Source organism: Catenulispora subtropica, from assembly GCF_039531675.1.
GTDB lineage: Bacteria > Actinomycetota > Actinomycetes > Streptomycetales > Catenulisporaceae > Catenulispora > Catenulispora subtropica.
The window spans coordinates 13,896-37,592 of record NZ_BAAAQM010000003.1; the positions used below are offsets into that span (position 1 = coordinate 13,896).

A 23,697-nucleotide genomic window follows, 5' to 3' on the forward strand; every position below is an offset into this window, starting at 1 on the left:
GGTACTGCGAAGCAGACGACGAACGGCGCGCGTCCAGAAGATACGGGGCGCGCGCCGTTCGTCTGCGGTGTCGGTCCGTCACTTCCGCTTCGGCTGCCCCACCGGCCGGATGGCCAGCCACGCACCGGCGATGCACACCACGGTCAGCGCGCTGAGCGCCGTCATGTCGCCCCACCAGACCCCCGCCTTGTGCGCCTGCGTGGCGTCGCACTTCGCGCCGGGCAGCGGCTCGGGCATGGTGTCGTTGCAGCCGGTGCCGAGCAGGACGTCGGCGTCGGCGGTGGACGCGGCGGCCGAGTAGCCCCACTTCGCCGTGGCCAGGTAGCTGGCCTGGGCCAGGCCCGGAGTCTTGTTCACCGGGAAGGCCGAGCCGGTGAACAGGAACTCGGCGAACAAGATCACCGGGAGGATGGTCAGCGCCTTGTCGGCGTTGGAGACGAAGGCCGAGATCAGCAGTCCCAGGGCCATGGCGGCCAGGCCGGCCAGGGCGACGCCGAGGAACAGCTCGAACTGGCCGGAGGACAGCACGGATCCGTGCCCGGGCCCGCCCTGCCGCACGATGCCGAGGAACACCAGGACCGCGGCCTGCGCGATGGTGAGCAGACCGAGCAGCAACACCTTCGACAGCACGTACGCCGATGGAGACAACCCGATCGCCCGTTCCCGGGTGAGGATCGGTCTCTCCTTCACGATCTCCCGGATGGAGTTGGACGCTCCGAGGTAGGTCGCGCCGAGGACCAGCGCCAGCAGCACCGAGCCGGCCTTCTTGGCGGCCACCGGGTCGGTGGTCGACAGGTCGTTGGAGCCGAGCACCGCCAGCATCAGCAGACCCAGGATCGGTGCCTGCATGAACAGCATCAGGGTGTTGCGCCGGTCGGCGATCACCACCGAGCTGAACCGCCGGAACAGGGTGGACAGCTGGTGGGCCCAGTGCGGGTTCGCGTTCGCCGCCGGGGTCGCGGCCTGCTGCGCGACGGCGGGGCCGGCGCCGTTGGCCTTGCTCAGCTGCGCGCCCAGGGGTGCCCGCACGTACTGGTGATCGGCCGGAGAACCGGCGAACGCGTTCTTGGCGAAGCCGGGCGCGGCGCGGTCCAGGTCCTGGAACACCTCGGCGTAGGTGCCGCGGCTGAAGAACTGCAACGTCTCCGGCGGCGGCCCGAAGAACGCGGTCTGCCCGCCGGGGGCCAGGAACAGGATGCGGTCGCAGCGGTCCAGGCTCTGGATGCTGTGCGTCACCGTGATGACGGTGCGGCCGCCGTCGGCGAGGCGGCGCAGCAGGTCCATCACCGACTTCTCGTAGCCCGGGTCGAGGCCCGAGGTGGGCTCGTCGAGGATCAGCAGCGAGGGCCGGGTCAGCAGTTCGATCGCCACCGATGTGCGCTTGCGCTGGCCGCCGGACAGCTTCTCCACGGCCAGTTCCGCGCGTTCGGTCAGGCCGAGCTCGGCCATGACCTCTTCGACGCGGTGCTCGCGCTCGGCGGCCGCGGTGTCCGGGGGGAAGCGCAGCCGCGCCGCGTACCGCAGGGCGTCGCGGACCTTCAGCTGCGGGTGCAGGATGTCGTCCTGCGGGACGTATCCGACGCGGTTGCGGAGCTCCGCGTAGTTCGCGTAAAGGTCGCGTCCGTTATAGAGGACGGCGCCGCGGTCGGCGGGGCGGTTGCCGGTCAGGGCCTTCATGAGGGTGGACTTGCCGGCGCCGGTCGGGCCGAGCACGGCCAGGAAGTCGCCGCCCTCCAGGGCGAAGCTCACGTCGTCCAGCAGCACCTTCGGCCCGGCCAGCACCGACAGGTTGGCGGCGGAGAACGTCACCGAGCCGGTGTCGACGAACTCCTCGAGCTGGCCGTTGCGCAGCCGCAGCAGGTGCCGGCCGATCGCGATGACCGCGCCCTCGCGCACCTCGGAGCGGCCGACCCGGTTGCCGTCGACGAACGTGCCGTTGTGGCTGCGCAGGTCGACGATCTCGAAGCCGCGGCCGCCGGGGCGCAGATGCAGTTCGGCGTGGAAGCGGGAGACCTGGAGGTCGTGCAGGACGATGTCGTTGGTGGCGTCGCGGCCTATTCGCAGCTTGGTGGAGGCGTTGGCGGCGGTCTGGTAGACGCCGGTGTACTCGCCGAGGCGGGGCTGCTGCGGCTGCTGGGCCGGTACGTGCTGGGGGACGTAAGGGGTCTGGTGCGGGATGGCGCCGGGCTGCTGGGCCCACTGCTGGTGGGGCGCGGGCGGCTGCTGCGGATGGCCGGGCTGTGCCACCGGACGCGGCGGCGGGCTCGGCTGGAATCCGGGCGGGGTCTGCTGTACGGCGGGCTGCTGGGGTGCCGCGGCCTGATGCTGAGCGGGCTGGCCGGGCTGCGCCTGGTGGCCGGGCTGGCCGGGCGGCGGCAGGTTCGGCCGCCGCGCCCCCGGCACCAGCCGCAGCTCCTGCCCGTCGACGGGGTGGCCGAGCCGCACCACCACGGGGCCGGGCAGCGTCATCGGCTGCGTCAGGCGCGTGTTCTGCACGAACGTGCCCTGGCTGCTGACGTCCTCGAGGATCCACGCCCCTCCGCTGACGTAGAGCGCTGCGTGGACGCGGGAGGCCCGGGGCTCGGAGACGATGACGTCGACCTGGTTGGAGTCGCGGCCGATGACGACCCGGCGGGAGCCGTCGAAGACCCGCTCACTCCCGTCGGGCAGGATCTGCAGGGTCAGCGGTGCGGTCTGTTCGGGTTGCTGGGACACGCAGCCATCTTTTCGGCTCGGACACCGGCCCGGCAACGCACTTGGCGATGTTGGTGCGCCGGTCACGACCCCGCCGAGGGTAATTACCGCTTTTCGCCGACCCCGCCGTAGACCCAGTACTGCGACAGGTCCTCCGGCGGCGCCTCCTCCGGCCGCCACAACGGCAGCCGGACGAGACCCGGTTCGACCAGGTCGAAGCCCTCGAAGAAAGCGGCGATCTCCCCGTGGTCGCGCAGGGCGCCGGTGGCCGACGACCGGTAGATCGGCCGCAGCTTGTCCGTCTCGACCGGCACGAGGTCCGATCCCGCATGCGAGATCACCAGGTGGCTGCCGGGCGCCAGCGTCTGCGTGAACGACGCGACGATCCCGGCGGGATCCGCGTCGTCGGTGACGAAGTGCAGCACGGCCACCAGCAGCAGCCCCACCGGCTGGTCGAAGTCGATGAGGCTGGTGACATCCGGATGCGTCAGCACCGACTTCGGGTCGCGCAGATCGGCCTCGAAGACCCGGGTCCGCGCTTCGTCGGCGAGCAGCGCCCGGCCGTGGACGGTGACCAGCGGGTCGTTGTCGACGTAGACGACCGTGGCGTCGGGGTGCACGGACTGCGCGATCTCGTGCGTGTTCCCCGCGGCCGGCAGGCCGGCGCCCAGATCAAGGAACTGCCGCACGCCCCGCTCGGCCGCGTACCGCACGGCGCGTCCCAGGAAGGCGCGGTTCGCGCGGGCCAGCCGCGGGATGCCCGGCATCGCCTCGGCCATCTTGGTGGCGACGTCGCGGTCGGCGGGGAAGTTCTGCTTGCCGCCGATCCAGTAGTCGTAGACACGCGCCGGATGCGCGGTCGAAGTATCCATCCGGTCCGCCGCGTCGGCCTCCGTCGCGGAGCGGTCGCCGGCTACGGGGTCGGACCACGGGGTTCCGGCGGCAGGGGTCATGGCGCCGGATCATACCCTGGTTCGACGCACCCTGATATGGCCGACGGCGCTCACGTCGTCCGGGCCCGTTGCCCGACCCGTCGCACGGCCCGCCGCCACTCAGCCCTCGATAGCGTCGATCGCCCGGTAGATCCGCTTGGCAGACACCGTCTCCGGCGTCCCGAGCTGCTGCGCGAACAGGCTGACGCGCAGCTCCTCCAGCATCCACCGGATCCGCCGCACGTCGGGGTCGCTCCGGCGGCCCGGCGGGAGCCGGTCCAGCAGCAGCTGGTACTCGTCCTGCGCGTCGTGGACCTGGTACATCAGCAGCTGATCCTGGTTCGGGTTGTCCGGCAGCTTGTCCAGCCGGCGCTCCACCGCGCGCAGGTAGCGCGCCAGATGCGGCAGCTGCTCGAAGCCGCTCTCCGAGACGAAGCCCTTGTGGATCAACGCGGTCAGCTGGGCGCGGACGTCGGCCAGCGCGGTCTGCAGCGAGCGGCTGGTGATGCCCTTGAGCTTGCGCTCCACCTCCTGCCAGACCGCGAGGATCCGCTCCACCTGCTGCACCACCTGCATGGAGACGTCGGCCAGGTCGGCGCGCACCGCGTCGTACAGCTTCTGGTAGGACGCCTCGTCCCACGCCGGGCCGCCGTTGCGAGCGATGAGATGGTCGGCGGCGCAGGCCACGCAGTCCTGCAGCAGCGCCAGGGCGTTGCCGTAGGGGTTGTGACTCAGCGCCAGCTTCGCCGGGTTGCTCAGCCGGCCGTTGATGTACTTGATCGGCGAGTTGATGTTCAGCAGCAGCATCCGGCGGGTGCCGGCGGCCATGGCGCGCCGCTGGTCCTCGGCGGTGTCGTAGAGCCGCACCGCGACGCTGTCGCCGGCGTCGGCCAGCGCCGGATAGGCCTTCATCGTCAGGCCGCGCCGCTTCTGCTCGAAGGTCTTCGCCAGCGTGCCGACCGTCCAGGTCTTCAGGCCCTCCCGGGCCAGGCCGTCGGCGGCGTCGTTGATCACGTCCCGGGTCTTGACCTTGAGCTTGAGCTGCAGGGCTTCCAGGTCCTTGCCCTCGGCCAGCTTGCGGCCCTTGTCGTCGACGATCCGGAACGTCATCTTCAGGTGGTCCGGCACGCGGTCCAGGTCGAAGTCCGTCGGCTCGACCCGGTGCCCGGACACCGCGCGCAGCTCGCTGGCGACCGCGTCCCGGAGCGGGCCGTCGTTCGGGACCAGGCTCCCGCGCAGCGCCCGGGCGAAGTTCGGCGCCGGCACGAAGTTCACCCGCAGCGCCTTGGGCATGGCCTTGATCAGCGCGGTCAGCAGCTCCTCGCGCAGGCCCGGGATCAGCCAGTCGAACCCGTCGGCGGTGACCTGGTTGAGCACGGCCAGCGGGATGTGCACGGTGACGCCGTCGGCGTCCGCGCCCGGCTCGAACTGGTAGGTGAGCTTGAACTTCATCCGGCCCTGGCGCCAGGAGTCCGGATAGTCCTGCTCCACCACCGCGCCCGCGCCGTCGTTGATGAGCATCGACTTCTCGAAGCTCAGCAGGTCCGGCTCCTCCCGCTGGGTCTTCTTCCACCAGGAGTCGAAGTGCCGAGCGGAGACCACGTCGGCCGGTACGCGGTCGTCGTAGAAGTCGAACAACGTCTCGTCGTCGACCAGGATGTCGCGGCGCCGTGCGCGGTTCTCCAGCTCCTCGACCTCGGCGAGCAGCTTGCGGTTCTCGGAGAAGAACTTGTGGTGGGTCTGCCAGTCGCCCTCGACCAGCGCGTGCCGGATGAACAGCTCGCGCGACACCTCGGGGTCGATGCTGCCGTAGTTCACCTTGCGGGAGGCGACAAGGGGGATGCCGTAGAGCGTCACCTTCTCGAACGCCATGACGGCGCCCGCGGACTTCTCCCAGTGGGGTTCGCTATACGTTCGCTTTACTAGATGCTGTGCCAGCGGCTCGGCCCACTCCGGCTTGATGGTGGCGACGACGCGGCCCCACAAGCGGGTGGTCTCCACAAGCTCGGCGGCCATCACCCACTGCGGCGACTTCTTGAAGAGCACCGAGCCGGGGGAGATGGCGAACTTCGCATTACGCGCGCCGATGTACTCGAACGACTCCGAGTCCTTCAGGCCGATGTGCGACAGCAGACCGCTCAACAGGCTGATGTGGATCTGGTCCGGGCCGGCCTCGACACTGTTCGGCGTGAGCTCCAGCTGCTTGGCGATCTGTTTGAGCTGGCTGTGGACGTCCTGCCACTCGCGGATGCGCAGGTAGTGCAGGAACTCGGCCTTGCAGAGCTTGCGGAACTGGTTGGAGGAGAGCTCCTTCTGTTTCTCCTTGATGTAATCCCACAGCTTCAGCCAGGCCAGGAAGTCCGAGCCCTGCTCCTTGAACCGGGCATGCTTCTCGGCGGCGGCCTGCTGCTTGTCCGCGGGGCGCTCGCGCGGGTCCTGGATGGACAGCGCGGCAGCGATGATCATGATCTCCTTCAGCGCCCCGTTGCGGTCCGCCTCCAGCACCATGCGGCCGAGCTTGGGGTCCACCGGCAGCTGCGCCAGCTTGCGGCCGACCGGCGTCAGGCGCTTGCGCAGGTCCTGCTCCTCGGGATCCAGCGCGCCGAGCTCGTGGAGCAGGTTCACGCCGTCGCGGATGTTGCGGGCGTCCGGCGGGTCCAGGAACGGGAAGGCGGCGACGTCGCCCAGGCCCAGCGCGCTCATCTGGAGGATGACCGAGGCCAGGGAGGTGCGCAGGATCTCCGGCTCGGTGAACTCCGGGCGGGAGAGGAAGTCGTCCTCGGAGTACAAGCGGATGCAGATACCGTCGGACAGCCGGCCGCACCGGCCCTTGCGCTGGTTCGCCGACGCCTGCGACACCGGCTCGATCGGGAGCCGCTGGACCTTGGTGCGGTTGCTGTAGCGGGAGATGCGGGCCGAGCCGGGGTCGATCACGTAGCGGATGCCCGGGACGGTGAGGCTGGTCTCGGCGACGTTGGTCGCCAGAACGATGCGGCGGCCGGTGTGGGCCTCGAAGACCTTGTGCTGCTCGGCGGAGCTCAGACGGGCGTAGAGCGGGACGATCTCGGTGTGGCGGAGGTTGCGCTTCTTGAGCGCGTCGGCGGTGTCGCGGATCTCGCGCTCGCCGGAGAGGAACACGAGTATGTCGCCCTGGCCCTCGCGGCCGAGCTCGTCCACGGCGTCACTGATGGCCTGGATCTGGTCGCGGTCGGCGGCGTCGGCGTCCAGCTCCGGGTCGTCCAGCAGCAGCGGCCGGTAGCGGACCTCGACCGGATAGGTGCGGCCGGAGACCTCGACGATCGGCGCGTCCCGGCCGTCCCGGCCGGCGAAGTGGCGGGCGAAACGCTCCGGGTCGATGGTCGCCGAGGTGATGATCAGTTTCAGGTCGGGGCGGCGCGGCAGCAGGCTCTTGAGGTAGCCGAGCAGGAAGTCGATGTTCAGCGACCGCTCGTGCGCCTCGTCGATGATGATCGTGTCGTAGCGGCGCAGCATCCGGTCCTGCTGGATCTCCGCCAGCAGGATGCCGTCGGTCATCAGCTTGACCAGCGTGTCGTCGCTGGACTGGTCCGTGAAGCGCACCTTGTAGCCGACGGTCTCGCCCAGCGGCTGGCCCAGCTCCTCGGCGATCCGCTCGGCGACGCTGCGGGCCGCCAGCCGGCGCGGCTGGGTGTGCCCGATCAGCCCGGTGACGCCGCGGCCCAGCTCCAGGCAGATCTTCGGGATCTGCGTCGTCTTCCCGGACCCGGTCTCACCGGCGATCACCACGACCTGGTGGTCCCGGATCGCCGCCGCGATGTCGTCGCGGCGCGCACTGACCGGGAGGTTGTCCGGATAGGTGATCTTCGGGACGCCGGCCCGCCGGGCCTCGACCCGGCCCAGGGCGGTCTGGATCTCGGCCTCGATCTCCGCCGCCACAGCCTGGAGCGCCTTGGGGTTGCGGATGCGTCGGGCGCCGTCGATGCGGCGGGACAGGCGGTGCCGGTCATGCGGCGTCAGCTCCGCGAGGCGAGCGGTGAGCTCGGCGAGCGGAGCCGTCTTGAGCTGAGATTCCATGGCACGTCAAGGATAGGCTGACGCCGGGGATTCCTTCTTCTGGTTAATTGCGCTGGAGGCATGCGATGGGCGTGGAGAAGACCAGGGACGCGCTGCACGGGATCGCGGAGCTGCTGCTCGCCGGTCCGCAGTACCGGCGCGACCACACCATCCGGCTGCGCGTGCTGCCGGGCGCGATCGCCACGGTGACCGAGCCGGAACTGCGCGCGGATCACCTGAACGTGTGGTCCAACGGAAGCCCGGTGCCGGTGCGCGGGGCCAGCTACCAGGAACTCGGCGAACGCCTCGGCGTGACCGCCGGCGCCCCGGTGGGGCTGTACCACGACGGCTCCGGCGCCCAGCCGCCCGAGCACCCGGAACTGGATCCCGCGGAGGCCCTGGGCCTGCTGGACGCCCTGTACCGCGGCGACCAGGCCCTGCGCGCCTTCGCCCCCGAGGCCACCCCGGTGCTGTGGCCCGAGCACTTCGACGTCGGCGTGACCGTCGACGAGGTCAACTACGGCGTGTCTCCCGGCGACAACTACCTCAACGAGCCGTACATGTACGTCGGCCCGCACAAGCCGCGCGAAGGCGAGTTCTGGAACGCGCCGTTCGGAGCCGCGCTGCCGCTGGCGGCGACCGTCGAGGAGATCACGGCCTTCTTCGCCGAGGGGCAGCGGGCGGCGAGCTAGGAGCTCGAGACCGGGGTTAGACCTCGCTGACCTTCCCGGCCTCCACGTTCAGCCGCCGCGTCGTCTGCACCGCCTCCAGCATCCGCCGGTCGTGCGTGACCAGCAGCAGCGTCCCCGGGTAGTTCGCCAGGGCCGACTCCAGCTGCTCGATCGCGGCCAGATCCAGGTGGTTGGTCGGCTCGTCCAGCACCAGCAGGTTCACCCCGCGGGCCTGGAGCAGGGCCAGGGCCGCGCGGGTCCGCTCGCCGGGCGACAGCGTCGCGGCCGAGCGCAGCACGTGGTCCGCCTTCAGGCCGAACTTGGCCAGCAGGGTGCGCACGTCCGCCGGCTCCAGCTCGGGCACCTGCTCCTCGAAGGCGCGCAGCAGCGCCTGCTCACCGAGGAACAGGCCCCGGGCCTGGTCGACCTCGCCGATCACGACGCCGGAGCCGACCGAACCCGAGCCCTCGTCCAGGGGGATCCGGCCGAGCAGGGCCGCCAGCAGAGTGGTCTTGCCCGAGCCGTTGGCGCCGGTGATCGCGACCTTCTCGGCCCAGTCGATCTGCAGGTTGACCGGGCCCAAGGTGAAGTCGCCACGACGGACCACCGCTTCCCGCAGGGTCGCCACCACCGAGCCGGAGCGGGGCGCGGCGGCGATCGTCATGCGCAGCTCCCACTCCTTGCGGGGCTCCTCCACGACCTCCAGGCGCTCGATCCGGCGCTCGGTCTGGCGGGCCTTCGCCGCCTGCTTCTCCGTGGACTCGGCACGGAACCTGGCCGCGTTCTTGTCGTTGTCCGGCCGCTTCTTCAGCGCGTTCTTGACGCCCTTCTCCAGCCAGTTGCGCTGCATGTGAGCCCGCGCCTCCAGACCGGCCTTGGTCTCGGCGTAGGCCTCGTACTCCTCGCGCGCGTGCTGGCGCTCGACCTCCCGCTCCCGCAGGTAGTCCTCGTAACCGCCGCCGACCTGGCGGATCAGCTGCTGCGCGAGGTCGAGCTCGACCACCCGGTTCACGCTGCGCGCCAGGAACTCCCGGTCGTGGCTGATCAGCACCACCGGCGCGCGCAGCTCGGCGACGAAGCGCTCCAGCCGCTCCAGGCCGTCCAGGTCCAGGTCGTTCGTCGGCTCGTCGAGCAGGAACACGTCGTAGCGGCTCAGCAGCAGCGCGGCCAGGCCGGCGCGCGCCGCCTGCCCGCCGGACAGGGCCGTCATCTCCAGGTCCAGGTCGACGGCCAGGCCCAGGTCCGCCGCCACCGCGTCGGCCCGCTCCTCGAGGTCCGCGCCGCCGAGGCCGAGCCAGCGCTCCAGGCTCTCGGAATAGGCGTCGTCCGCCCCCGGTACGCCCTCCACCAGACCCTCCGTGGCGGCGTCCAGCGCCTCCTGGGCCGCCGCGACACCCGTGCGGCGGGCCAGGAACTGCCGCACCGTCTCCCCGGCCCGTCGCTCGGGCTCCTGCGGCAGGTGGCCGATGGTGGCGTTCGGAGGGCTGATCTGCACGCCGCCCTGCTCGGGCGTGTCCAAACCGGCCAGCAGCCGCAGCAGCGTGGACTTCCCGGCCCCGTTGACCCCGACCAGGCCGATCACGTCGCCGGGGGAGACCACCAGGTCCAGCCCGGAGAACAGCACGCGGTCGCCGTGCCCGGCGGTGAGTTCCTTGGCGACGACCGTGGCGCTCATGGCGGCGTGACTCCTGCTGTGCTCGTGACGTTGTTGTCGGCGTGTGCGAAGACCCTAGCGTCCCGACCTCGCCCTCCGCTTAGTATTGAACACATGTTCGACAACGGCTGGTTCCAAGGCTCCCTCCTCGACGCCGGCACCCCGGAGGCCGTCGGCCCCCTCGGCGACTCCGTCGAACGCGTCCCCCTTACCGACGGCGCCTGGCTCGACCTGCGCCGCGGCTGGATCTCCGGCGCCGACGAGCTCTTCACCCGCCTGATGGAATCCGTACCCTGGCGAGCCGAACGCCGGATGATGTACGAACGCGTGGTCGACGTTCCCCGCCTCCTGTGCTTCTACGGCGACGACGAGCAACTGCCCGACCCCCTCCTGACCGAGGCCCGCACCGCCCTGAACCGCCACTACGCCCCCGAACTCGGCGAGCCCTTCACCACCGCCGGCCTGTGCCTCTACCGCGACGGCCGCGACAGCGTCGCCTGGCACGGCGACACCATCGGCCGCGGCTCCACCCACGACACCATGGTGGCGATCATCTCCCTCGGCACTCCCCGCACCCTGGCCCTCCGCCCCCGGGGCGGCGGCGCCCCCGCCCTCCGCTACGAGGTCGGCCACGGCGATCTGCTGGTGATGGGCGGCAGCTGCCAGCGCACTTGGGAGCATGCGGTCCCGAAGTCGGCCCGGCCACTGGGCCCGCGGATCAGCGTCCAGTTCCGGCCGAGGGGAGTGCGGTGAGTTCCGGCGGGAACGACGAAAACGGCCGCATATCAATTGATATGCGGCCGTCCCTTGATGTGGGCGATACTGGGATCGAACCAGTGACCCCTGCCGTGTGAAGGCAGTGCTCTCCCGCTGAGCTAATCGCCCTTGCTTTTTGTCCCCTCAGCCCCTCTGGGCCGTTCCGACGTCCGTAACCTTACCGCATCCGGACGGTCTCGTGCGCACCCCTTTCCCCGTGGGGCGCGCCGCGCGGCGGGGGTGCGGCGTAAGGGGCGGCGACCCGCCCGGACCGCAGGAAATGGTCACCTTGTGTCACCGGTGGTATACGGTGGGTTCTGTCCCGATTCGGGGGATTGCGCCGCGCGACCTCCCGCGGTCGGTCCTGCACGTCAAGGTCTTGTCCTCGACCTGATGGCCTACGCACAACGCCGTATACCGGGCACACGGGTTTACGGACCACCGGACCGTGGCATTCCTCCTTCGCGCCCCTCGACGCGGACCACATGGAACGCGGGGGTGTGAACCGCTGAGTTCGGGACCGCCCGCCTCGGCGCACTCCTAGCGAAAGGCCGACCGCCATGAGCTCATCGGTCACCTGTGAGCTGCAGCTGCGTCTCGTCATCTCCGGCGACTCCTCGCTGCCGGTCCCCGCGGGCCTGCGCTACGACACCGCCGACCCTTACGCCGTGCACGCCACGTTCCACACCGGCGGGCAGGACACCGTGGACTGGGTGTTCGCCCGCGAGCTGCTCGCCGAGGGGCTGCGCCGCCCCACCGGCACCGGCGACGTGCGGGTCTGGCCCTCGCGCAGCCGGGGCCAGGCGATCGTGTGTCTGGCACTGAGCTCGCCCGAGGGCGAGGCGCTGCTGGAGGCCCCGGCGCGGGCGCTGGAGTCCTTCCTGAAGCGCACCAACGCCGCCGTCCCGCCAGGCCTGGAGCACCGCTTCTACGACCTGGACGCCGAACTCGTCCACCTGTTCGCCGACAACTGAGCCCGAGTTCAGCCGAGGCCCCGAACCCAGCGAGCCCCCGCCGACGCGATCACCGTCGGCGGGGGCGCTGTTTTCCGCTGTTTTCCGCCTCGCGGGGATTTCCAGCTTGTGGCTACAGAGGGTCGTGCTCCGCGGCGGACCGCTCGGCGAAGACCGCCATCACGTCCTTGGTGACCGGGCCCGGCGCGGGCAGTTCGCGGTCGTCGACCCGGTGCACGCCCTGCACGTCGCGCAGCGTGGAGGTCAGGAAGATCTCGTCGGAGTCCTGGAGGACCTCCAGCGGCAGGTCCGTCTCCTCGGCGCCCGGCACCCACTGCAGGACCAGGGCGCGGGTCACACCGGCCAGGCAGCCGGTGTCCAGGGTGGGGGTGAGGACGCGGCCGTCGCGGACCACGAAGACGTTGCTCCCGGTGCCCTCGCACAGCCGCCCGGTGGTGTCGGCGAACACCGCCTCGCTGGCGCCGGCCCGCAGCGCCCGCTCCAGCGCCTTGGCGTTCTCGGCGTAGGACGTGGACTTGATGCCCGCCAGCGCGCCGCGCTCGTTGCGGGGCCACGGGACGGTGGCGATCGCCGTCGAGTCGGCGTGCGGCCTGGTGGCGCCGACCGCGACCACGAGCGTCGGGCCGTGGTCGCCGCGCTCGGAGCCGAGCGGCGCCACGCCGGCCGTGTAGGTGATGCGGATGCGGGCCAGCGGCGGCACGTCGTTGGCGAGCAGGGTCTCGGTCACGGCGTGCCGCACCGCGTCGACGTCCACGGTCGGCAGGCCCAGCCCGGCGGCCGAGCGGGCCAGCCGCTGCAGGTGCCGGGTGAGCGCGAACGGCCGGCCGCCGATCGCCTTCACCGCCTCGAACACACCGTCGCCGACGGTGAAGCCGTGGTCGAAGACCGAGAGGTGCGGGACCCCGGCGTCGACCAGGCCGGTGCCGACCCAGACTTTGTCAGTGCTCATGGCTCCCAGTCTCCTTCACTCGCGGGCCGGCGTGGGGCCCGACGCGACCGCCAGCAGCCGGGCGGCCTTGAGCTCCGTTTCGTCCCACTCGCCGCGCGGATCCGATCCCCACGTGATACCCGCTCCGGCGCCGAAGCACAGGCGGCCGTCCCGCCACCAGAACGTGCGGATGCCCACGGCCAGCTCCCCGATGCCCCGGTCGGCGTCCACCCACCCCACGGCGCCGCAGTACGGGCCGCGCGGCGCGGTCTCGAGCTCGTCGATGATCCGCAGAGCGCTGCTCTTCGGCGCCCCGGAGATCGATCCGGCCGGGAAGGTCGCGGCGATCAGCTCCGGCCAGCCGGCCTCCGGAACCAGCTCCGCGGTCACCGTCGACACCAGGTGCACCAGGCCCGGATACGGCTCGACGCGCAGGAGCGAGGGGACCTCCACGGTGCCGATCTCGGCCACCTGGGCCAGGTCGTTGCGGACCAGGTCGACGATCATGACGTTCTCGGCGGTGTCCTTCGGCAGGAACGCGTCGGGGGTGCGCGCGGTGCCCTTGATCGGCTCGGAGATGGCGGTCCGTCCCACCCGGCGCAGGTAGAGCTCGGGGGAGGCGGTCACGACGCGGGCGCCGGGGACGTCGACGACGCCGGCGTAGATCGCCGGATTCCCGTCGGCGAGACGCGCGGCGAGAGCCAGCGGGTCGGCCTCGGGGGCGATCGGGGCCGACAGCACCCGGCAGAGGTTGACCTGGTAGACCTCGCCGTGGGCGATCTCGTCGCGGATCTTCTTGACCGCGCCTTCGTAGGCGGACTGGTCCAGCGAGGTGGTCCACGCGTCGCGGGCGGGACCGGTCCAGGGCGCGCTCGGCGCGGGCAGCGGCGCCTCCCGGACGTCGTCGAAGCGGGCCAGGGTCCATGCGCCCTCGTAGGTCCCGACGACGGCCCAGTAGCCCGTGGAGTCCAGTGCGGTCAGGTCCGAGGTCACATCCCGGAGACCGGTCGCCAGCTTGCCGGCGAAGTACGCCAGGGGCGCCGGGGGTGTGGAGCCGGTTCCGGCTTCGCGGGATATGGCGCTGCGGCGGCGGGCGGGGGAGGGCACAACTCATTGTCTCGCGGTTCGCTGGACGGCGGCCCCTCTGGGGCTGTCGCGGAGCTGCGGCGGCTCACGCCGAAGGTCACAGCCCTACCCGACGTGGCGGACGATCTGGGGGCTCTCCGCCGCTTACGGCCCGAAGAGCACGTCTCCGCCCGACGCGGCGACGAAGTCGTGGATCTCCGGCGCGGACAGCCGGGTGAACACGCCCGGGGTGCCGGGGACGGCGCAGCCGTTGCCCCAGCTCGTGATGCCGACCAGCTCCCAGACGCCGCCGGTCAGGGCGGTCAGCAGCGGGCCGCCGGAGTCGCCGGTGCAGGCGTCGTGGTGGCCGTCGCCGCCGGCGCAGAGCATCACCTTCGGGTAGAGGGTGGGGTTGTGCACGCCGTCGAAGACGCCTTGGCAGGGGCCGTCACCGACCAGCGGCAGGGAAACCTGGCGCAGCTCGTCGGGGTACACGCCGGCGCCGGCGTCGGTCGGGCTCTGCGGCCGGGTGCTGCCCCAGCCCACGGTGAGCGCATCCACCCCGGGCTGCTCGTAGGCCCGGTTGCCGGAGCCCGGCAGCGTCGGCGTGGGGACGCCCGTCACCGGCGCGTCCAGCTGCAGCACCGCGGCGTCGTCGACCTCGGTGGCCGAGTCCCAGGTCGGGTCGACGCGGATCGCCCTCGGAAGCCGTACCGCGCCGTCGTCCCCCGAGAGCACGGTCCGCCCGACGACGACCCGCTGCCGAGGCTGCCCGGCGGACGTCAGCTGCCCGATGGTCCACTGGTCGACGCAGTGCGCCGCGGTGAGCACCTCGTCGGGGGCGATGAGCGTGCCGCCGCAGACCGTCAGATAGCCGTTGCCCTCCCACTGCTGGAGCGCGGCCATGAACGGGAACGCCCCGGCCTGCGCCGCCGCACCCCCGACGATCCGCGGGAGGGGCCGCAGCACCTTGGGGGCACTCGGAGCCCCGGTCGCGGTGGCCGCCGCCACACCCGCGACGATCAGCAGGCCCGTCACGCCCCAGGCCGCCATCCGTGCGATCCGCCGCCTCATCCGAGCCACCGCAGGGCCCCTTCCCGTCCACACCGCCAGCCGGCCCAGCTGCCGGACCCGGTCCATCGTGGCCGCGCCCGACCGCACGCCGGCCCGGCACCGTCGCCGAACCACCCGAACGAATGGCATCCCACGGTAACCGACCGACAGCCGACAGCAACCATGGACACCGTTCTGCCCCGTTACACCCTGGTTTCAACCCCACCCTGTGACAGCTGAGGGGAATGGTTTTTGGATCCCCGCCCGGATCCGCTACAGTTCATGGTGTCGCCAGGGGGCGCCGCAAAAAGCCCCGGACGCGCACGCGGATGTGGCTCAGTTGGTAGAGCATCACCTTGCCAAGGTGAGGGTCGCGAGTTCGAGTCTCGTCATCCGCTCGGACGGAAGGGCTGGTCGGGTAGTTGTACGGCGCCTGATCGGGCTCCCACGGTGGTGTGGCCGAGAGGCGAGGCAACGGCCTGCAAAGCCGTCTACACGGGTTCAAATCCCGTCACCACCTCGCAGGACAGCAGGACAGCAAGGCAGCAGGACAACGTAATACAAGCACGGGCGATTAGCTCAGCGGGAGAGCGCTTCCCTGACACGGAAGAGGTCACTGGTTCAATCCCAGTATCGCCCACCAGCTCAGAGGCCCCATCCGAAGATCGGATGGGGCCTCTGGCGTGTGTGAGTGTCTAACTGAGTGACTACGTCTCCCGGAACGTCCCAGGGAACAGACCATCCATCGCCTGTGCGCCCTCCTGGAGAACCGGGCGGAGCTGGTGCCGGTAGACCCGCTCCGTCACTGCCGACCCGTTGTGTCCGACCAGTCGGGAGATCTGTTCGATCGGCATGCCGGAGTCGGACAGCAGTGACACGAAGCTGTGACGCAGCTCCCGCGGCGTCCACTGCTTCGCGTCGAGGCCGGCCGCTCTCGCCACGCGTCGGAAGTCGCGCCGGACGTTGGCGGCGTCCAGCTCACCGCCGTCGGCCGTGGAGAACACCAGATCGTCGTCCTCCCACCCTCTGTCGGTGCCTTCCCTGCTGAGGTTCTGGAGAAGGCCATGCGCCTTGAGGGCTTCGACGCAGCGCACGGGCAGCGCCAGCGTTCGTCGTGACTTCTGGGTCTTGGTGTCGCCGTCGTCGCGGACCGAATGCCACACCATGATGCTCGGCGGTACAGCGGGCTTCGCGTCCGGGTTGCCGACGAGATCGACGTGACCCCACGTCAAGGCCCGCAGCTCCTCGGTCCGCGCGCCGGTCAACAGCGACGTCACGATGTACGCGTGCATGGGGGTGCGTTCGGCTGCGTCGAGAATGGCTTCCGCCTGCGCGAACGTCAGCGCCTTCGATGGCCGACCTGGGCGCTTTCCTGTCGGGGGTTCGCAGAGCATGACGACATTCCGCTTCACCTTGTCGCGTGCTTGTGCGCGGGAAACGGCCCGTCGCAGGAGCGAATGCAGGTCCTGCACGCTGCTGGTAGCAAGGTACGCGGCTCGCGCGGTGAGCCAGCGGTCTACCTGCTCAGCAGTCAGGTCACGAAGCTTGACCTTGCCCAGATGCGGAATGACGTGGACCTCTGCCAGGATTCGGTACTTCTCGACGGTCCGCTCATGCCGCCCCGGAAGGCCATAGGTAAGCCAGTCCTCTACGGCGTCCTTGACCGTGTAGTTCCCGGAGGCAGTTGTCAGACCGTCGTCGTAGTCGCGCAGGATTTCTTTGAGCTTCGCCTTCGCGCCGGTCTTGGTCTTGTCACTGGCCTTCTTGATGATGCGCTTCCCGTTCGGCCGGTATCCGACGGTCGCCTCGGCGATCCAGCGCTGGCGTTCCTCGCTCCAGTACAAAGCGCCGTCCCCGCGGGAACGGCGCTTCTTGGGTTCGGGCTTGTCGTCGTCATCGGCGACGGCTGTCCTCACTGGTTGGCCTCCCTTTCGAGTAGTGCGATGTAGTCGTAGACGGCCTTTTCGGAGACCCGGCGGGAACGCCCCTGCTTGACCGTGCGCAGGCGGCCGGCGCGGATCTGCTCGTAGATGACGGAGCGGCTCAGGCGCAGGATCCTGACCAGGTCGGGGATGTCGTAAAGGCGCGGCTCGTGCGCCATGGTGGTTTCGTGCGCGGCGGCGGTCATGACGGTGGACCTCCTTCCGTGAGGCACGGCCCCGGCGCCCTCTGCGTGGAGGCGCGCGGCGTCGGGGCCGGCGTGGCAGAGAGTGCGTTTGCGCGCAGCTGCGCGAGCGGGTGGTGGCCTTTTTGGATGGGGCCGGATTTGACCGTCGGTACCGTCGGTACCGTCGGCGCATGAGGTATTCGCACACGTCAGAGGTGGTGTGCGTGCCGACGGTACGCCGACGGTAGGGCTGCTTTTGCCGACGGTAGGGCGGTTGGTGTCCGGGGCCCGCTGTGGTTGGCCGGGGTCCCTACCGTCGGCATTTGGGGCCCTACCGTCGGCGTACCGTCGGCGGATCGGTGCTGGTCAGATCGGGTTTGCCGACGGTACCGACGGTACCGACGGTCGAATTCGGGACCCTTTAAAAGGTCAGCTTGATGAGCCGCTCCTTGCCCCGGGTGAACTCGACGTTGACGCCGTTGCGCCGCAGCGCCGGGGCGACACGGCGCAGGTGTCCGGACAAGGCGCGGGCGGTGCGGGGCCAGGTCTTCGGCGGCTCGGCGGGGGTGAGGGCTTCCAACAGTTTGGCAGCGCCGCCCTCCCAGCTGCGCTGGCTGGTGGCGAAGGTGCGGACGGCGTCGGCGAAGGGGTCGGCCTCGATCACGGCTTCGGTGAGTTCGGCGGCCAGGGTGGTGTAGTCGTCCAGGGTGGTCCAGCCGTCGGCCTGGTTGACGTGGTCGAGTGCGGCCAGGATCCGGGCGAAGTCGGCGAGCCGGGGCAGCTCGGCGACGTTCACGTTCGGGAGTGCGGCCAGGACGGCGGCGGTTTGGTCGAGGACGCCGCCCAGGACGGCCGGGCGGATCTGTTCGAACAGGGTGTTGACCTCTTCCTCGGTGCGGCGCTTGTCGGCCGGGATGGGGTCGAGTTCGGCCAGCAGGATCCTCTCGGCCAGGTCGCCGCGCAGGGCGCCGGCGTCGATGGTGGTCATGCCGAGGACGCGGCGGAAGGACAGGATGTTGACGTCGTCGTCGGTGTAGAGGGCGCGGGTGACCATGCCGTCGCCGGTGACGGCTTTGCACAGCAGGTCGGACATCCACGGCGCGATGGTGGAGATGTTGTCGAGCATGACCGTCCAGGACGCGGCGGCCTGGGCGGGCCAGGATCCGGCGTCCTTGGGCGGGGTACGCAGCGGCGCCGGGGATTCGTCGACTACGGAGACGAGCAGCCGCCCGCACGTGGATTTGGCGGTGCCCTGCTCTCCGCAGATGGTCAGGATGGGGTGGGCGATGTCCGGGAACAAGGATGCGACCAGCCAGGCGACCATGAGCCGGAATCCGGAGTCGGAGACGTTCAGCAGCTCGTGCAGCTTGGCCAGCCCGCCGACCTCGCGGGAGGGCAGCGGGATCGGGGAGGTGAGGCGGGTGCGGCGGAACAGCACCGGGGATTCCGGTTCCAGGTGCCATTCGCCGGGGCTGATGACGATGCAGCGTCCGTCGGCGTGGCCGAGGTCGAGCACGAGGGTGTTCTCGTGCCGGGCCACGCGCAGGGCGACGGGTTCGGGGGTGGTGGTCATGGCTTGTCCTTCCAGGACGGTGAGCGCGTCGGCGAGGGCGGAGGATCCGGCGGCTGATCCGGTTTCGGCGTAGTAGGTGGAGGCCAGGTGCAGCCGCAGGCCCATCTCGCCCCGCAGCGGCAAGGCGATGCGGGGGCCGGTCAGCGCGACGGCGTAGGTCTTGCCGTCGGCGCCGGCCACGGTGCGGAACGCGGCGTTGGCCAGCTCGACCAGGCGCGTGGCCTGGCTCGGGCCCTTTTCCTTGCCATCACCACCGGCACCGGATCCGCTGCCGGACTTGGTGCTGTCGGTGCTCTTCGGCTTGTCGAGCTGCTGGAACTGGGCTTCGACCTCGGCGCCGGCGCCGTTGGCGATGGCCGCGAGGGAGTCCAGGACGTCTTCGCCGGGCGGGTCGGATTCGGGTTCTGGGGTGTCGGCGGGCTGCTCGTCGGCCATCAGGTTCCTTTCCGCTGTCCATCGGCCAGGGCACGCCGGATGGTGTTGGTGCTCTTGGCCATGTCCGGGCCCTTGTTCGCGTCGCCGAGGCCCTGGGCGGCGTGCAGCAGTTCGTTCTCGGCCTCGGCGTAGGTGAAGGTGCCGCGTGCGACGTGTCGGCCGAGGTTGAACGCGACGGCGTTCAAGGTGTCGTTGCGCTCCCCGGCACCGGCGGCGTTGAGCCGGGCGAGTTCGCGTTCAAGGACAACGGCGGCGTACCTGTCGGGGTTGGGGGTGCCGCGGAAACGGCGCGGCGGTACCGGTGGGGGCGGTGGGGGGTCGGCCAGTCGGCGGATCCAGCGCGGCAGTGGGGCCGGTTCGGCCTGAGTGGTGATGGTGTAGGGCTTGCCGGCGACGATGGAGCCGGGGGCGACGACGTAGCCGCCGACGCCGCGGGTGTCGATGAGCCAGCCGAGTTTCTTGGCGGTGTTGCGCAGCTGCGCGCCGTCAGGCTGACGGAAGTACAGGTGTGTGCCGCCGCGGCCGGTGCGGACTTCCAGCCCGCCCAGCGGCAGGGGTTCCACCCAGTGCTCGGCCAGCACTGCCAGGGCGTCGAAGCCGTCGCGCACGCCTTCGACGTCGAACGGCGGCCATGGCGGTGGCGTGTCGGGTTTGGGGGTGTCCAGGTCCAGGACGTACAGCCCGGATGCGCCGCAGTTGATGCCGACGTTGGCCGCCGGGCAGTAGCCCCACCACCGGTGGATGATGGCCGGGTCGTCGGTGGCGTCCCACAGGCCGTGTCCGAGTCGGCCGCATTCGCCGCGGCAGTCGGATCCGGGTTCGTGGGCCGAGGGGATGGCCGGGGTCTTGCCGTTGGGTTTGAGAGGGAACACGATGTTGCCGCGCTCGGCGAGGTCGAGGGCAGCGGTGAGCATGTCAGCACTCACAAGCAGGGCCTCCAAGAGAAGCGGTCAGGGGAACGATGACGGCCCGCTGACCGGTGGTCTGCGGGCCGTTCGTCGAGTGGGCGCCGGAGGGGTCAGCGGTGGATTTTGCCGGTGGGTCCGCTGTGTCCGACGTGGAAGAAACCGCAGTGGCGGCAGCGGTAGACCCGGATCCCCTCCGGGGCGGCGCCGCTGGCGATGAGCCGGTCACGGTGCGCGTCAGCGTCCGGACGTCGTCGGTGCGACTTCTTGCCGGTGCAGGCACGGCGGCGTGTGCCGGTCACGACAGCACCGCCAAGGCTTTGCCGCCGAGCCACTGGGCGACGTTGGCCGGGACGGCGTTGCCGGCCTGCATGGTCTGCTCGCCGCGGTTGCCGTGCACGATGTAGTCGCGGGGGAAGCGCTGTGCCAGCAGCTGCTCGCGCGGCTGCAACATCCGGTAATGGCACTCCTCCACGCTGGGCGCCGGGCGGGCCAGCCCGGCCGGGTCCACGGTGCTCATGGTCAGCAGCGGCTCGTCCGTGGTCTTGGTCAGGCCCTTGCGGTAGGGGATGACCAGGCCGTGGTGGTTGCCCTGCGCGGTTACCGCGGCGATCGGCGCCGTCACCGGGGAGGCGGTGGCGTGGTTGCGGTACTCGACCACGAACGCGTGCGCGGCTTCCGGCGGGAACGCCAGGGCCTCGCACTCGCGGGTCATGCGGGTCCGGAACGGACCGTCGACCAGGTACGGGGTGCTGTTCCAGGTACCACCGGACGGCACCACCACCGCCTCCCCGATCTTCCCACTCCGGGTCGGCAGCGGCCCGGCACTTGGGTCGAAGGCGCGGCCGTCGTGCCCGTCGTGGTTGACGGTCACCACCATCCGCCGCTTGCCGAGCATCGCTAGCCCAGCCTCGATCCGGGCGATGGTGGTTGTGGCCAGCGGGCGCATCTTGCGTTCGGCCCGCTCGCCGATCAGCACGCCCCGGTCGCTCCAGTCGATGATGGATGCGGCCGGGGCGACGTAGGGTTCGACGATCGCGTGCCGGCACCGGGTGCCGTTGGGACAGCGGTAGTCGTACTGATCGCGGTACTTGCCGATGTTGCCGTACCGCCGCGTGAACGGCGTGTCCTTCCAGTACTGGATGGCGGCCACGTTCTCCTGGCACACCGGGCACCAGGCGGTCGGGCGCGGCGCGAGGTCCGGCAGCGGCAGCCCTTCGGCCACGAACATCCCGAAGTAGCGGTCACGCCACTGCGCCGCCGGGGTGTTGCCGGCGCCGCCGATGTGCGCGGCGTTCACCGACACCGCCACGTGCCGGTAGCCCAGGACCTTGAAGCCCTGAACCCACCAGGAGTACAGCTCCCAGTCCGTGGCGAACTCCGGCACGTTCTCGTACATCACCACCTTGTAGCGGTGTACCTCGGTGGCGCGCAGGATGTCGTAGGCGGTGGCGCGGGTGCGCTCGAAACCGGTCTGTGGCACGTACCCGAGTTCCTGGATGCCTTCCTGCCCGGGCGGCGGGGCGCCCTTGCGGCTGCGGCGCTTGCGTCCGCCGGAGGGGGAGATCTCGGTGCAGATCGGAGAGGCCCACAGCACGTCGGTGTCCGGCAGGCGCCGCATGTCGTAGTGGTCCATGTCCGCGCACAGGTGCTCGGCGCCCGGGTGGTTCGCCGAGTGGGTCTCGATGGCCCGCTCCCAGTGGTTGGCGGCGAGTTGCAGCTCCATGCCGGCGTTCACCAGTCCGGTGGAGGATCCGCCGGCGCCACAGAAGATGTCGGTAAAGGTGATGCTCACGCCGACACCTCCTGACCGCTGGCGGCGATGCGGCGGATCAGCAGCGCCAGCCGGTCCGGGCGGCCGGGGTCGGTGGCCGGGCGCAGGTGGCCGGTGCGCACATCGAGGTCGGCACGCCAGTTGGTGACGTGCCCATGGGCGGCCTCGCCGAGGGTGGCGTGCCGGTTGTTCGGGGCCAGGATCGGGCGCAGCGGCTCCAGCTGCTCGGCGCGCCAGCAGATCAGGGTCCTGCCCTTGATGGCGGCCCGCAACTTGGCCGCGCCCGGCTCGGGGTCCAGCATGCCCTTGGTCTTGCTGCCGGGCTTGGCCGGGCGGCGCAGCACGGTGGCGTCGAAGGTTTTGCGGCCGTCGGCGATGTCGAAGGCCAGGATGGCGATGCCGGTGATCGGGTGCCGCTTGCCCGACGGTGTGGTGCCGACGGGCCGGATCTCGGATGCGGTGATGGCCAGCGCGGCGCCCGGTGCGGTCATGCGCGCCGCCCAGGTCGCGGTCTGCGCGCGGCGGGCGGCGTAGTAGGCCTGGTAGCCGGCCACCCGGGTGAGGTGGCGGCAGCAGCCGCACAGGTACCGCGGTTCGACGTCCTTGAGCAGGAGGTCGTCTAGCGGGTAGCGGGGCAGTGCCTGTTCCGACCACGCCCCGCATTCCTCGCAGCGGTAGACCCGGTTCCGGATGCGCTTGGCGTCGGCGGCCTCCAGCTGCGCCGCCGACGCCGCCGACGGCAGCGACTCCGACAGCCGGTACAGCCGGAAGGCGTCGTCGCGGCCGTCGGCGTGCCAGTTCTCGGCCTGCACGATGCCGGCGACCGGGCCGCCGGGGATGCGCGGCAGGTCCATCGCGGCGAGCTGGGAGGCGAGCAGCAGCCCGGCGGGCACTTCCCACCAGCCCTCATAGTGGGCCGGGGGCTTGCTGGTGTCGGTTTCGGTCATGATGGTGCTGGTCCTCTCGGTTCGTAATGCGTGTTGAGGGGATCGGTGGGCCGGGCGCGGCGGTGTTCTTGGCGGAATCGGCGCCGCGCCCGGCGCAGGGTCAGTCCTCGGTGTCGTGGCAGGCGATGTGGTCCCAGATGACGACCTCGGTGTGGCCGCCGAGGGTGCCGTGGGCGGTCAGCTCGCGGTAGCCGAACTCCTCGGTGCCCTGCTCGTCGGACAGCTGGGTGGTGCCGCCGTCCAGGACGGTGGCCCACTGGCGGATGGCGTCGATGTCGGCGGCCTCGTTGCCGTGGAAGCCGGACATCGCGCGCACCTTCCACGTGCCGGTGCCGGTGCGGCGCAGGCTCCAGGCGCCCAGCTTCGGCATCGCCGGGGCGAGGCTGGCGAACCGGATCATCGTCTCGATCGCGTCGGCCATCGCGGCGTCGGGCACCGTGATGCTGACCGCGTTGTGGGTGGTGGTGGGCAGCAGGGTCTCGGTCATGGTTCGGGTCCTTTCTGGTTGAGGGTCCGTGTGGTTGCTGGATGCGGGTCAGGGTGTTGCCAGGTCGGCTACAGGCGGTTTCCGGCGCGGATGGCGTCGGCGATGTCGGCCAGGGCAGCGCACACCGCTTCGGCGGCGGCCAGGATGGCGTAGCCGTGGGCGTCGATGAGGTCGCCGTTGACCGCGCCGAGGATCCGGTCGGTCTTGGTCTCGGTGGTGTCCGGCAGGCGGGGCTTGCGTCCGCCGTGTTCGAGCGCTTCGCCGAGGTCGGCCAGGGTGCGCAGGTATCCGGCCGGGTACAGCACCCGGCCGGTGGAGTTGTAGGCGGCGCTGTCGTAGTCGGCGTCGGCGACCAGGTGGACCATGCGGGCGTCGGCGTCCCACTCGGCGGCCACCGCGTGGGTCTGCACTGGGAAGTCGAAGCTGTCCGGGTCGTCTTCGGCGACGGTTTCGAAGCGGAGTTCGCCGGCGATGAGCGGGATGCAGATCTGGCCGCTGACGGTGTTGACGAACGCCGGGGTGGAGTCGGCCGGGGTGATGTTCAGGTTCGCCAGGGCGCGGTAGATGTTCTCGACCTGTTCGGTGCGGTGTCGCATCTCGCGGTAGCGGTTCTGGGCCTGGGCGGTGGTGTAGGCCTGGCGGGCCTGCGCGGCCAAGTCGGTGGTGTCGGTGACGGTCATGCGTCGGTTCTCCTTTGCTGTGGGTGGGCT

Annotated in this window: 19 protein-coding genes and 4 tRNA genes; 6 read left to right on the forward strand and 17 right to left on the reverse strand. The window is 70.7% G+C overall.

Annotated elements, in window-relative coordinates:
* Positions 1-78: 78 nt before the first annotated feature.
* The 3 genes from ABD466_RS03730 to hrpA all read right to left on the reverse strand — a co-directional run bounded on the left by ABD466_RS03730 (position 79) and on the right by hrpA (position 7,679).
* Entirely contained in the window at positions 79-2,715 is a 2,637-nt protein-coding gene (locus ABD466_RS03730; protein ID WP_344655485.1) for an ATP-binding cassette domain-containing protein, read from the reverse strand.
* 83 nt (positions 2,716-2,798) lie between these two features.
* Positions 2,799-3,647 carry an SAM-dependent methyltransferase gene (locus tag ABD466_RS03735; protein ID WP_344655486.1) on the reverse strand — a complete coding sequence of 283 codons (849 nt, stop codon included), beginning with the start codon at positions 3,645-3,647 and terminating at the stop codon, positions 2,799-2,801.
* Between the two features lie 99 nt (positions 3,648-3,746).
* Positions 3,747-7,679 carry an ATP-dependent RNA helicase HrpA gene (gene hrpA, locus ABD466_RS03740; protein ID WP_344655487.1) on the reverse strand — a complete coding sequence of 1,311 codons (3,933 nt, stop codon included), beginning with the start codon at positions 7,677-7,679 and terminating at the stop codon, positions 3,747-3,749.
* A 65-nt stretch (positions 7,680-7,744) separates the two neighbouring features.
* Between hrpA and ABD466_RS03745 the strand changes: the two genes are divergently transcribed.
* Positions 7,745-8,350, forward strand: coding sequence for a hypothetical protein (locus ABD466_RS03745; protein WP_344655488.1), 606 nt, complete (start codon positions 7,745-7,747; stop codon positions 8,348-8,350).
* A 16-nt stretch (positions 8,351-8,366) separates the two neighbouring features.
* On the opposite strand, the gene ABD466_RS03750 is transcribed toward ABD466_RS03745, so the two are convergent.
* The gene (locus ABD466_RS03750; protein WP_344655489.1) at positions 8,367-10,004 is read right to left on the reverse strand and encodes an ABC-F family ATP-binding cassette domain-containing protein; all 1,638 of its coding nucleotides are present in this window, start codon (positions 10,002-10,004) and stop codon (positions 8,367-8,369) included.
* A 93-nt stretch (positions 10,005-10,097) separates the two neighbouring features.
* On the opposite strand from ABD466_RS03750, the gene ABD466_RS03755 reads away from it, so the two are divergent.
* Positions 10,098-10,736, forward strand: coding sequence for an alpha-ketoglutarate-dependent dioxygenase AlkB (locus tag ABD466_RS03755; RefSeq protein ID WP_344655490.1), 639 nt, complete (start codon positions 10,098-10,100; stop codon positions 10,734-10,736).
* Positions 10,737-10,796: 60 nt separating this feature from the next.
* Here the strand turns inward: ABD466_RS03755 and ABD466_RS03760 are convergent.
* A tRNA-Val gene (locus ABD466_RS03760) sits at positions 10,797-10,868 on the reverse strand.
* Positions 10,869-11,299: 431 nt separating this feature from the next.
* On the opposite strand from ABD466_RS03760, the gene ABD466_RS03765 reads away from it, so the two are divergent.
* A complete protein-coding gene (locus ABD466_RS03765) occupies positions 11,300-11,713 on the forward strand; it encodes an SsgA family sporulation/cell division regulator (RefSeq protein WP_344655491.1) in 414 nt (137 codons plus the stop codon).
* A 112-nt stretch (positions 11,714-11,825) separates the two neighbouring features.
* On the opposite strand, the gene ABD466_RS03770 is transcribed toward ABD466_RS03765, so the two are convergent.
* The 3 genes from ABD466_RS03770 to ABD466_RS03780 form a co-directional block, all read right to left on the reverse strand.
* Positions 11,826-12,662, reverse strand: coding sequence for an aminotransferase class IV (locus ABD466_RS03770; RefSeq protein WP_344655492.1), 837 nt, complete (start codon positions 12,660-12,662; stop codon positions 11,826-11,828).
* A 15-nt stretch (positions 12,663-12,677) separates the two neighbouring features.
* A complete protein-coding gene (locus ABD466_RS03775; RefSeq protein ID WP_344655743.1) occupies positions 12,678-13,718 on the reverse strand; it encodes a chorismate-binding protein in 1,041 nt (346 codons plus the stop codon).
* 153 nt (positions 13,719-13,871) lie between these two features.
* Positions 13,872-14,780, reverse strand: a complete 909-nt coding sequence (locus tag ABD466_RS03780; protein ID WP_344655493.1) for a S1 family peptidase — start codon at positions 14,778-14,780, stop codon at positions 13,872-13,874.
* Between the two features lie 304 nt (positions 14,781-15,084).
* Here ABD466_RS03780 and ABD466_RS03785 point away from each other — a divergent pair.
* From ABD466_RS03785 to ABD466_RS03795, 3 genes are all read left to right on the forward strand, one after another.
* Positions 15,085-15,157 (forward strand) — tRNA-Gly (locus tag ABD466_RS03785).
* A 51-nt stretch (positions 15,158-15,208) separates the two neighbouring features.
* Positions 15,209-15,279, forward strand: a tRNA-Cys gene (locus tag ABD466_RS03790).
* Between the two features lie 48 nt (positions 15,280-15,327).
* Positions 15,328-15,402 (forward strand) — tRNA-Val (locus ABD466_RS03795).
* A 64-nt stretch (positions 15,403-15,466) separates the two neighbouring features.
* Here ABD466_RS03795 and ABD466_RS03800 read toward each other — a convergent pair.
* From ABD466_RS03800 to ABD466_RS03840, 9 genes are all read right to left on the reverse strand, one after another.
* Complete coding sequence (locus tag ABD466_RS03800) at positions 15,467-16,675, reverse strand: site-specific integrase (RefSeq protein WP_344655494.1); 1,209 nt, start codon at positions 16,673-16,675, stop codon at positions 15,467-15,469.
* Positions 16,672-16,887 (reverse strand): helix-turn-helix domain-containing protein, encoded by a 216-nt coding sequence (locus tag ABD466_RS03805; RefSeq protein ID WP_344655495.1) that lies wholly within the window; start codon positions 16,885-16,887, stop codon positions 16,672-16,674. The genes ABD466_RS03800 and ABD466_RS03805 overlap by 4 nt, the downstream gene beginning before the upstream one ends.
* Positions 16,888-17,287: 400 nt before the next feature.
* The gene (locus ABD466_RS03810) at positions 17,288-18,874 is read right to left on the reverse strand and encodes an ATP-binding protein (RefSeq protein ID WP_344655496.1); all 1,587 of its coding nucleotides are present in this window, start codon (positions 18,872-18,874) and stop codon (positions 17,288-17,290) included.
* A complete protein-coding gene (locus ABD466_RS03815; RefSeq protein ID WP_344655497.1) occupies positions 18,874-19,788 on the reverse strand; it encodes a bifunctional DNA primase/polymerase in 915 nt (304 codons plus the stop codon). Before ABD466_RS03815 ends, ABD466_RS03810 begins: the two co-directional genes overlap by 1 nt.
* 104 nt (positions 19,789-19,892) lie before the next feature.
* Complete coding sequence (locus ABD466_RS03820) at positions 19,893-20,081, reverse strand: hypothetical protein (RefSeq protein ID WP_344655498.1); 189 nt, start codon at positions 20,079-20,081, stop codon at positions 19,893-19,895.
* The gene (locus tag ABD466_RS03825; RefSeq protein WP_344655499.1) at positions 20,078-21,574 is read right to left on the reverse strand and encodes a DNA cytosine methyltransferase; all 1,497 of its coding nucleotides are present in this window, start codon (positions 21,572-21,574) and stop codon (positions 20,078-20,080) included. Before ABD466_RS03825 ends, ABD466_RS03820 begins: the two co-directional genes overlap by 4 nt.
* Complete coding sequence (locus ABD466_RS03830) at positions 21,571-22,500, reverse strand: hypothetical protein (protein ID WP_344655500.1); 930 nt, start codon at positions 22,498-22,500, stop codon at positions 21,571-21,573. The genes ABD466_RS03825 and ABD466_RS03830 overlap by 4 nt, the downstream gene beginning before the upstream one ends.
* 100 nt (positions 22,501-22,600) lie before the next feature.
* On the reverse strand, positions 22,601-22,987 hold the full coding sequence (locus tag ABD466_RS03835) for a hypothetical protein (RefSeq protein ID WP_344655501.1): 387 nt from the start codon (positions 22,985-22,987) through the stop codon (positions 22,601-22,603).
* A gap of 68 nt (positions 22,988-23,055) precedes the next feature.
* Complete coding sequence (locus ABD466_RS03840; RefSeq protein ID WP_344655502.1) at positions 23,056-23,667, reverse strand: hypothetical protein; 612 nt, start codon at positions 23,665-23,667, stop codon at positions 23,056-23,058.
* Positions 23,668-23,697: the final 30 nt, after the last annotated feature.

Bases quoted from the DNA above. Each gene is read 5' to 3' on its own strand.
- ABD466_RS03735 (WP_344655486.1), bottom strand. From the start codon at position 3,647: ATGACCCCTGCCGCCGGAACCCCGTGGTCCGACCCCGTAGCCGGCGAC.
- hrpA (WP_344655487.1), bottom strand. From the start codon at position 7,679: ATGGAATCTCAGCTCAAGACGGCTCCGCTCGCCGAGCTCACCGCTCGC.
- ABD466_RS03745 (WP_344655488.1), top strand. From the start codon at position 7,745: ATGGGCGTGGAGAAGACCAGGGACGCGCTGCACGGGATCGCGGAGCTG.
- ABD466_RS03750 (WP_344655489.1), bottom strand. From the start codon at position 10,004: ATGAGCGCCACGGTCGTCGCCAAGGAACTCACCGCCGGGCACGGCGAC.
- ABD466_RS03755 (WP_344655490.1), top strand. From the start codon at position 10,098: ATGTTCGACAACGGCTGGTTCCAAGGCTCCCTCCTCGACGCCGGCACC.
- ABD466_RS03765 (WP_344655491.1), top strand. From the start codon at position 11,300: ATGAGCTCATCGGTCACCTGTGAGCTGCAGCTGCGTCTCGTCATCTCC.
- ABD466_RS03770 (WP_344655492.1), bottom strand. From the start codon at position 12,662: ATGAGCACTGACAAAGTCTGGGTCGGCACCGGCCTGGTCGACGCCGGG.
- ABD466_RS03780 (WP_344655493.1), bottom strand. From the start codon at position 14,780: ATGAGGCGGCGGATCGCACGGATGGCGGCCTGGGGCGTGACGGGCCTG.
- ABD466_RS03805 (WP_344655495.1), bottom strand. From the start codon at position 16,887: ATGACCGCCGCCGCGCACGAAACCACCATGGCGCACGAGCCGCGCCTT.
- ABD466_RS03810 (WP_344655496.1), bottom strand. From the start codon at position 18,874: ATGGCCGACGAGCAGCCCGCCGACACCCCAGAACCCGAATCCGACCCG.
- ABD466_RS03815 (WP_344655497.1), bottom strand. From the start codon at position 19,788: ATGCTCACCGCTGCCCTCGACCTCGCCGAGCGCGGCAACATCGTGTTC.
- ABD466_RS03830 (WP_344655500.1), bottom strand. From the start codon at position 22,500: ATGACCGAAACCGACACCAGCAAGCCCCCGGCCCACTATGAGGGCTGG.
- ABD466_RS03835 (WP_344655501.1), bottom strand. From the start codon at position 22,987: ATGACCGAGACCCTGCTGCCCACCACCACCCACAACGCGGTCAGCATC.
- ABD466_RS03840 (WP_344655502.1), bottom strand. From the start codon at position 23,667: ATGACCGTCACCGACACCACCGACTTGGCCGCGCAGGCCCGCCAGGCC.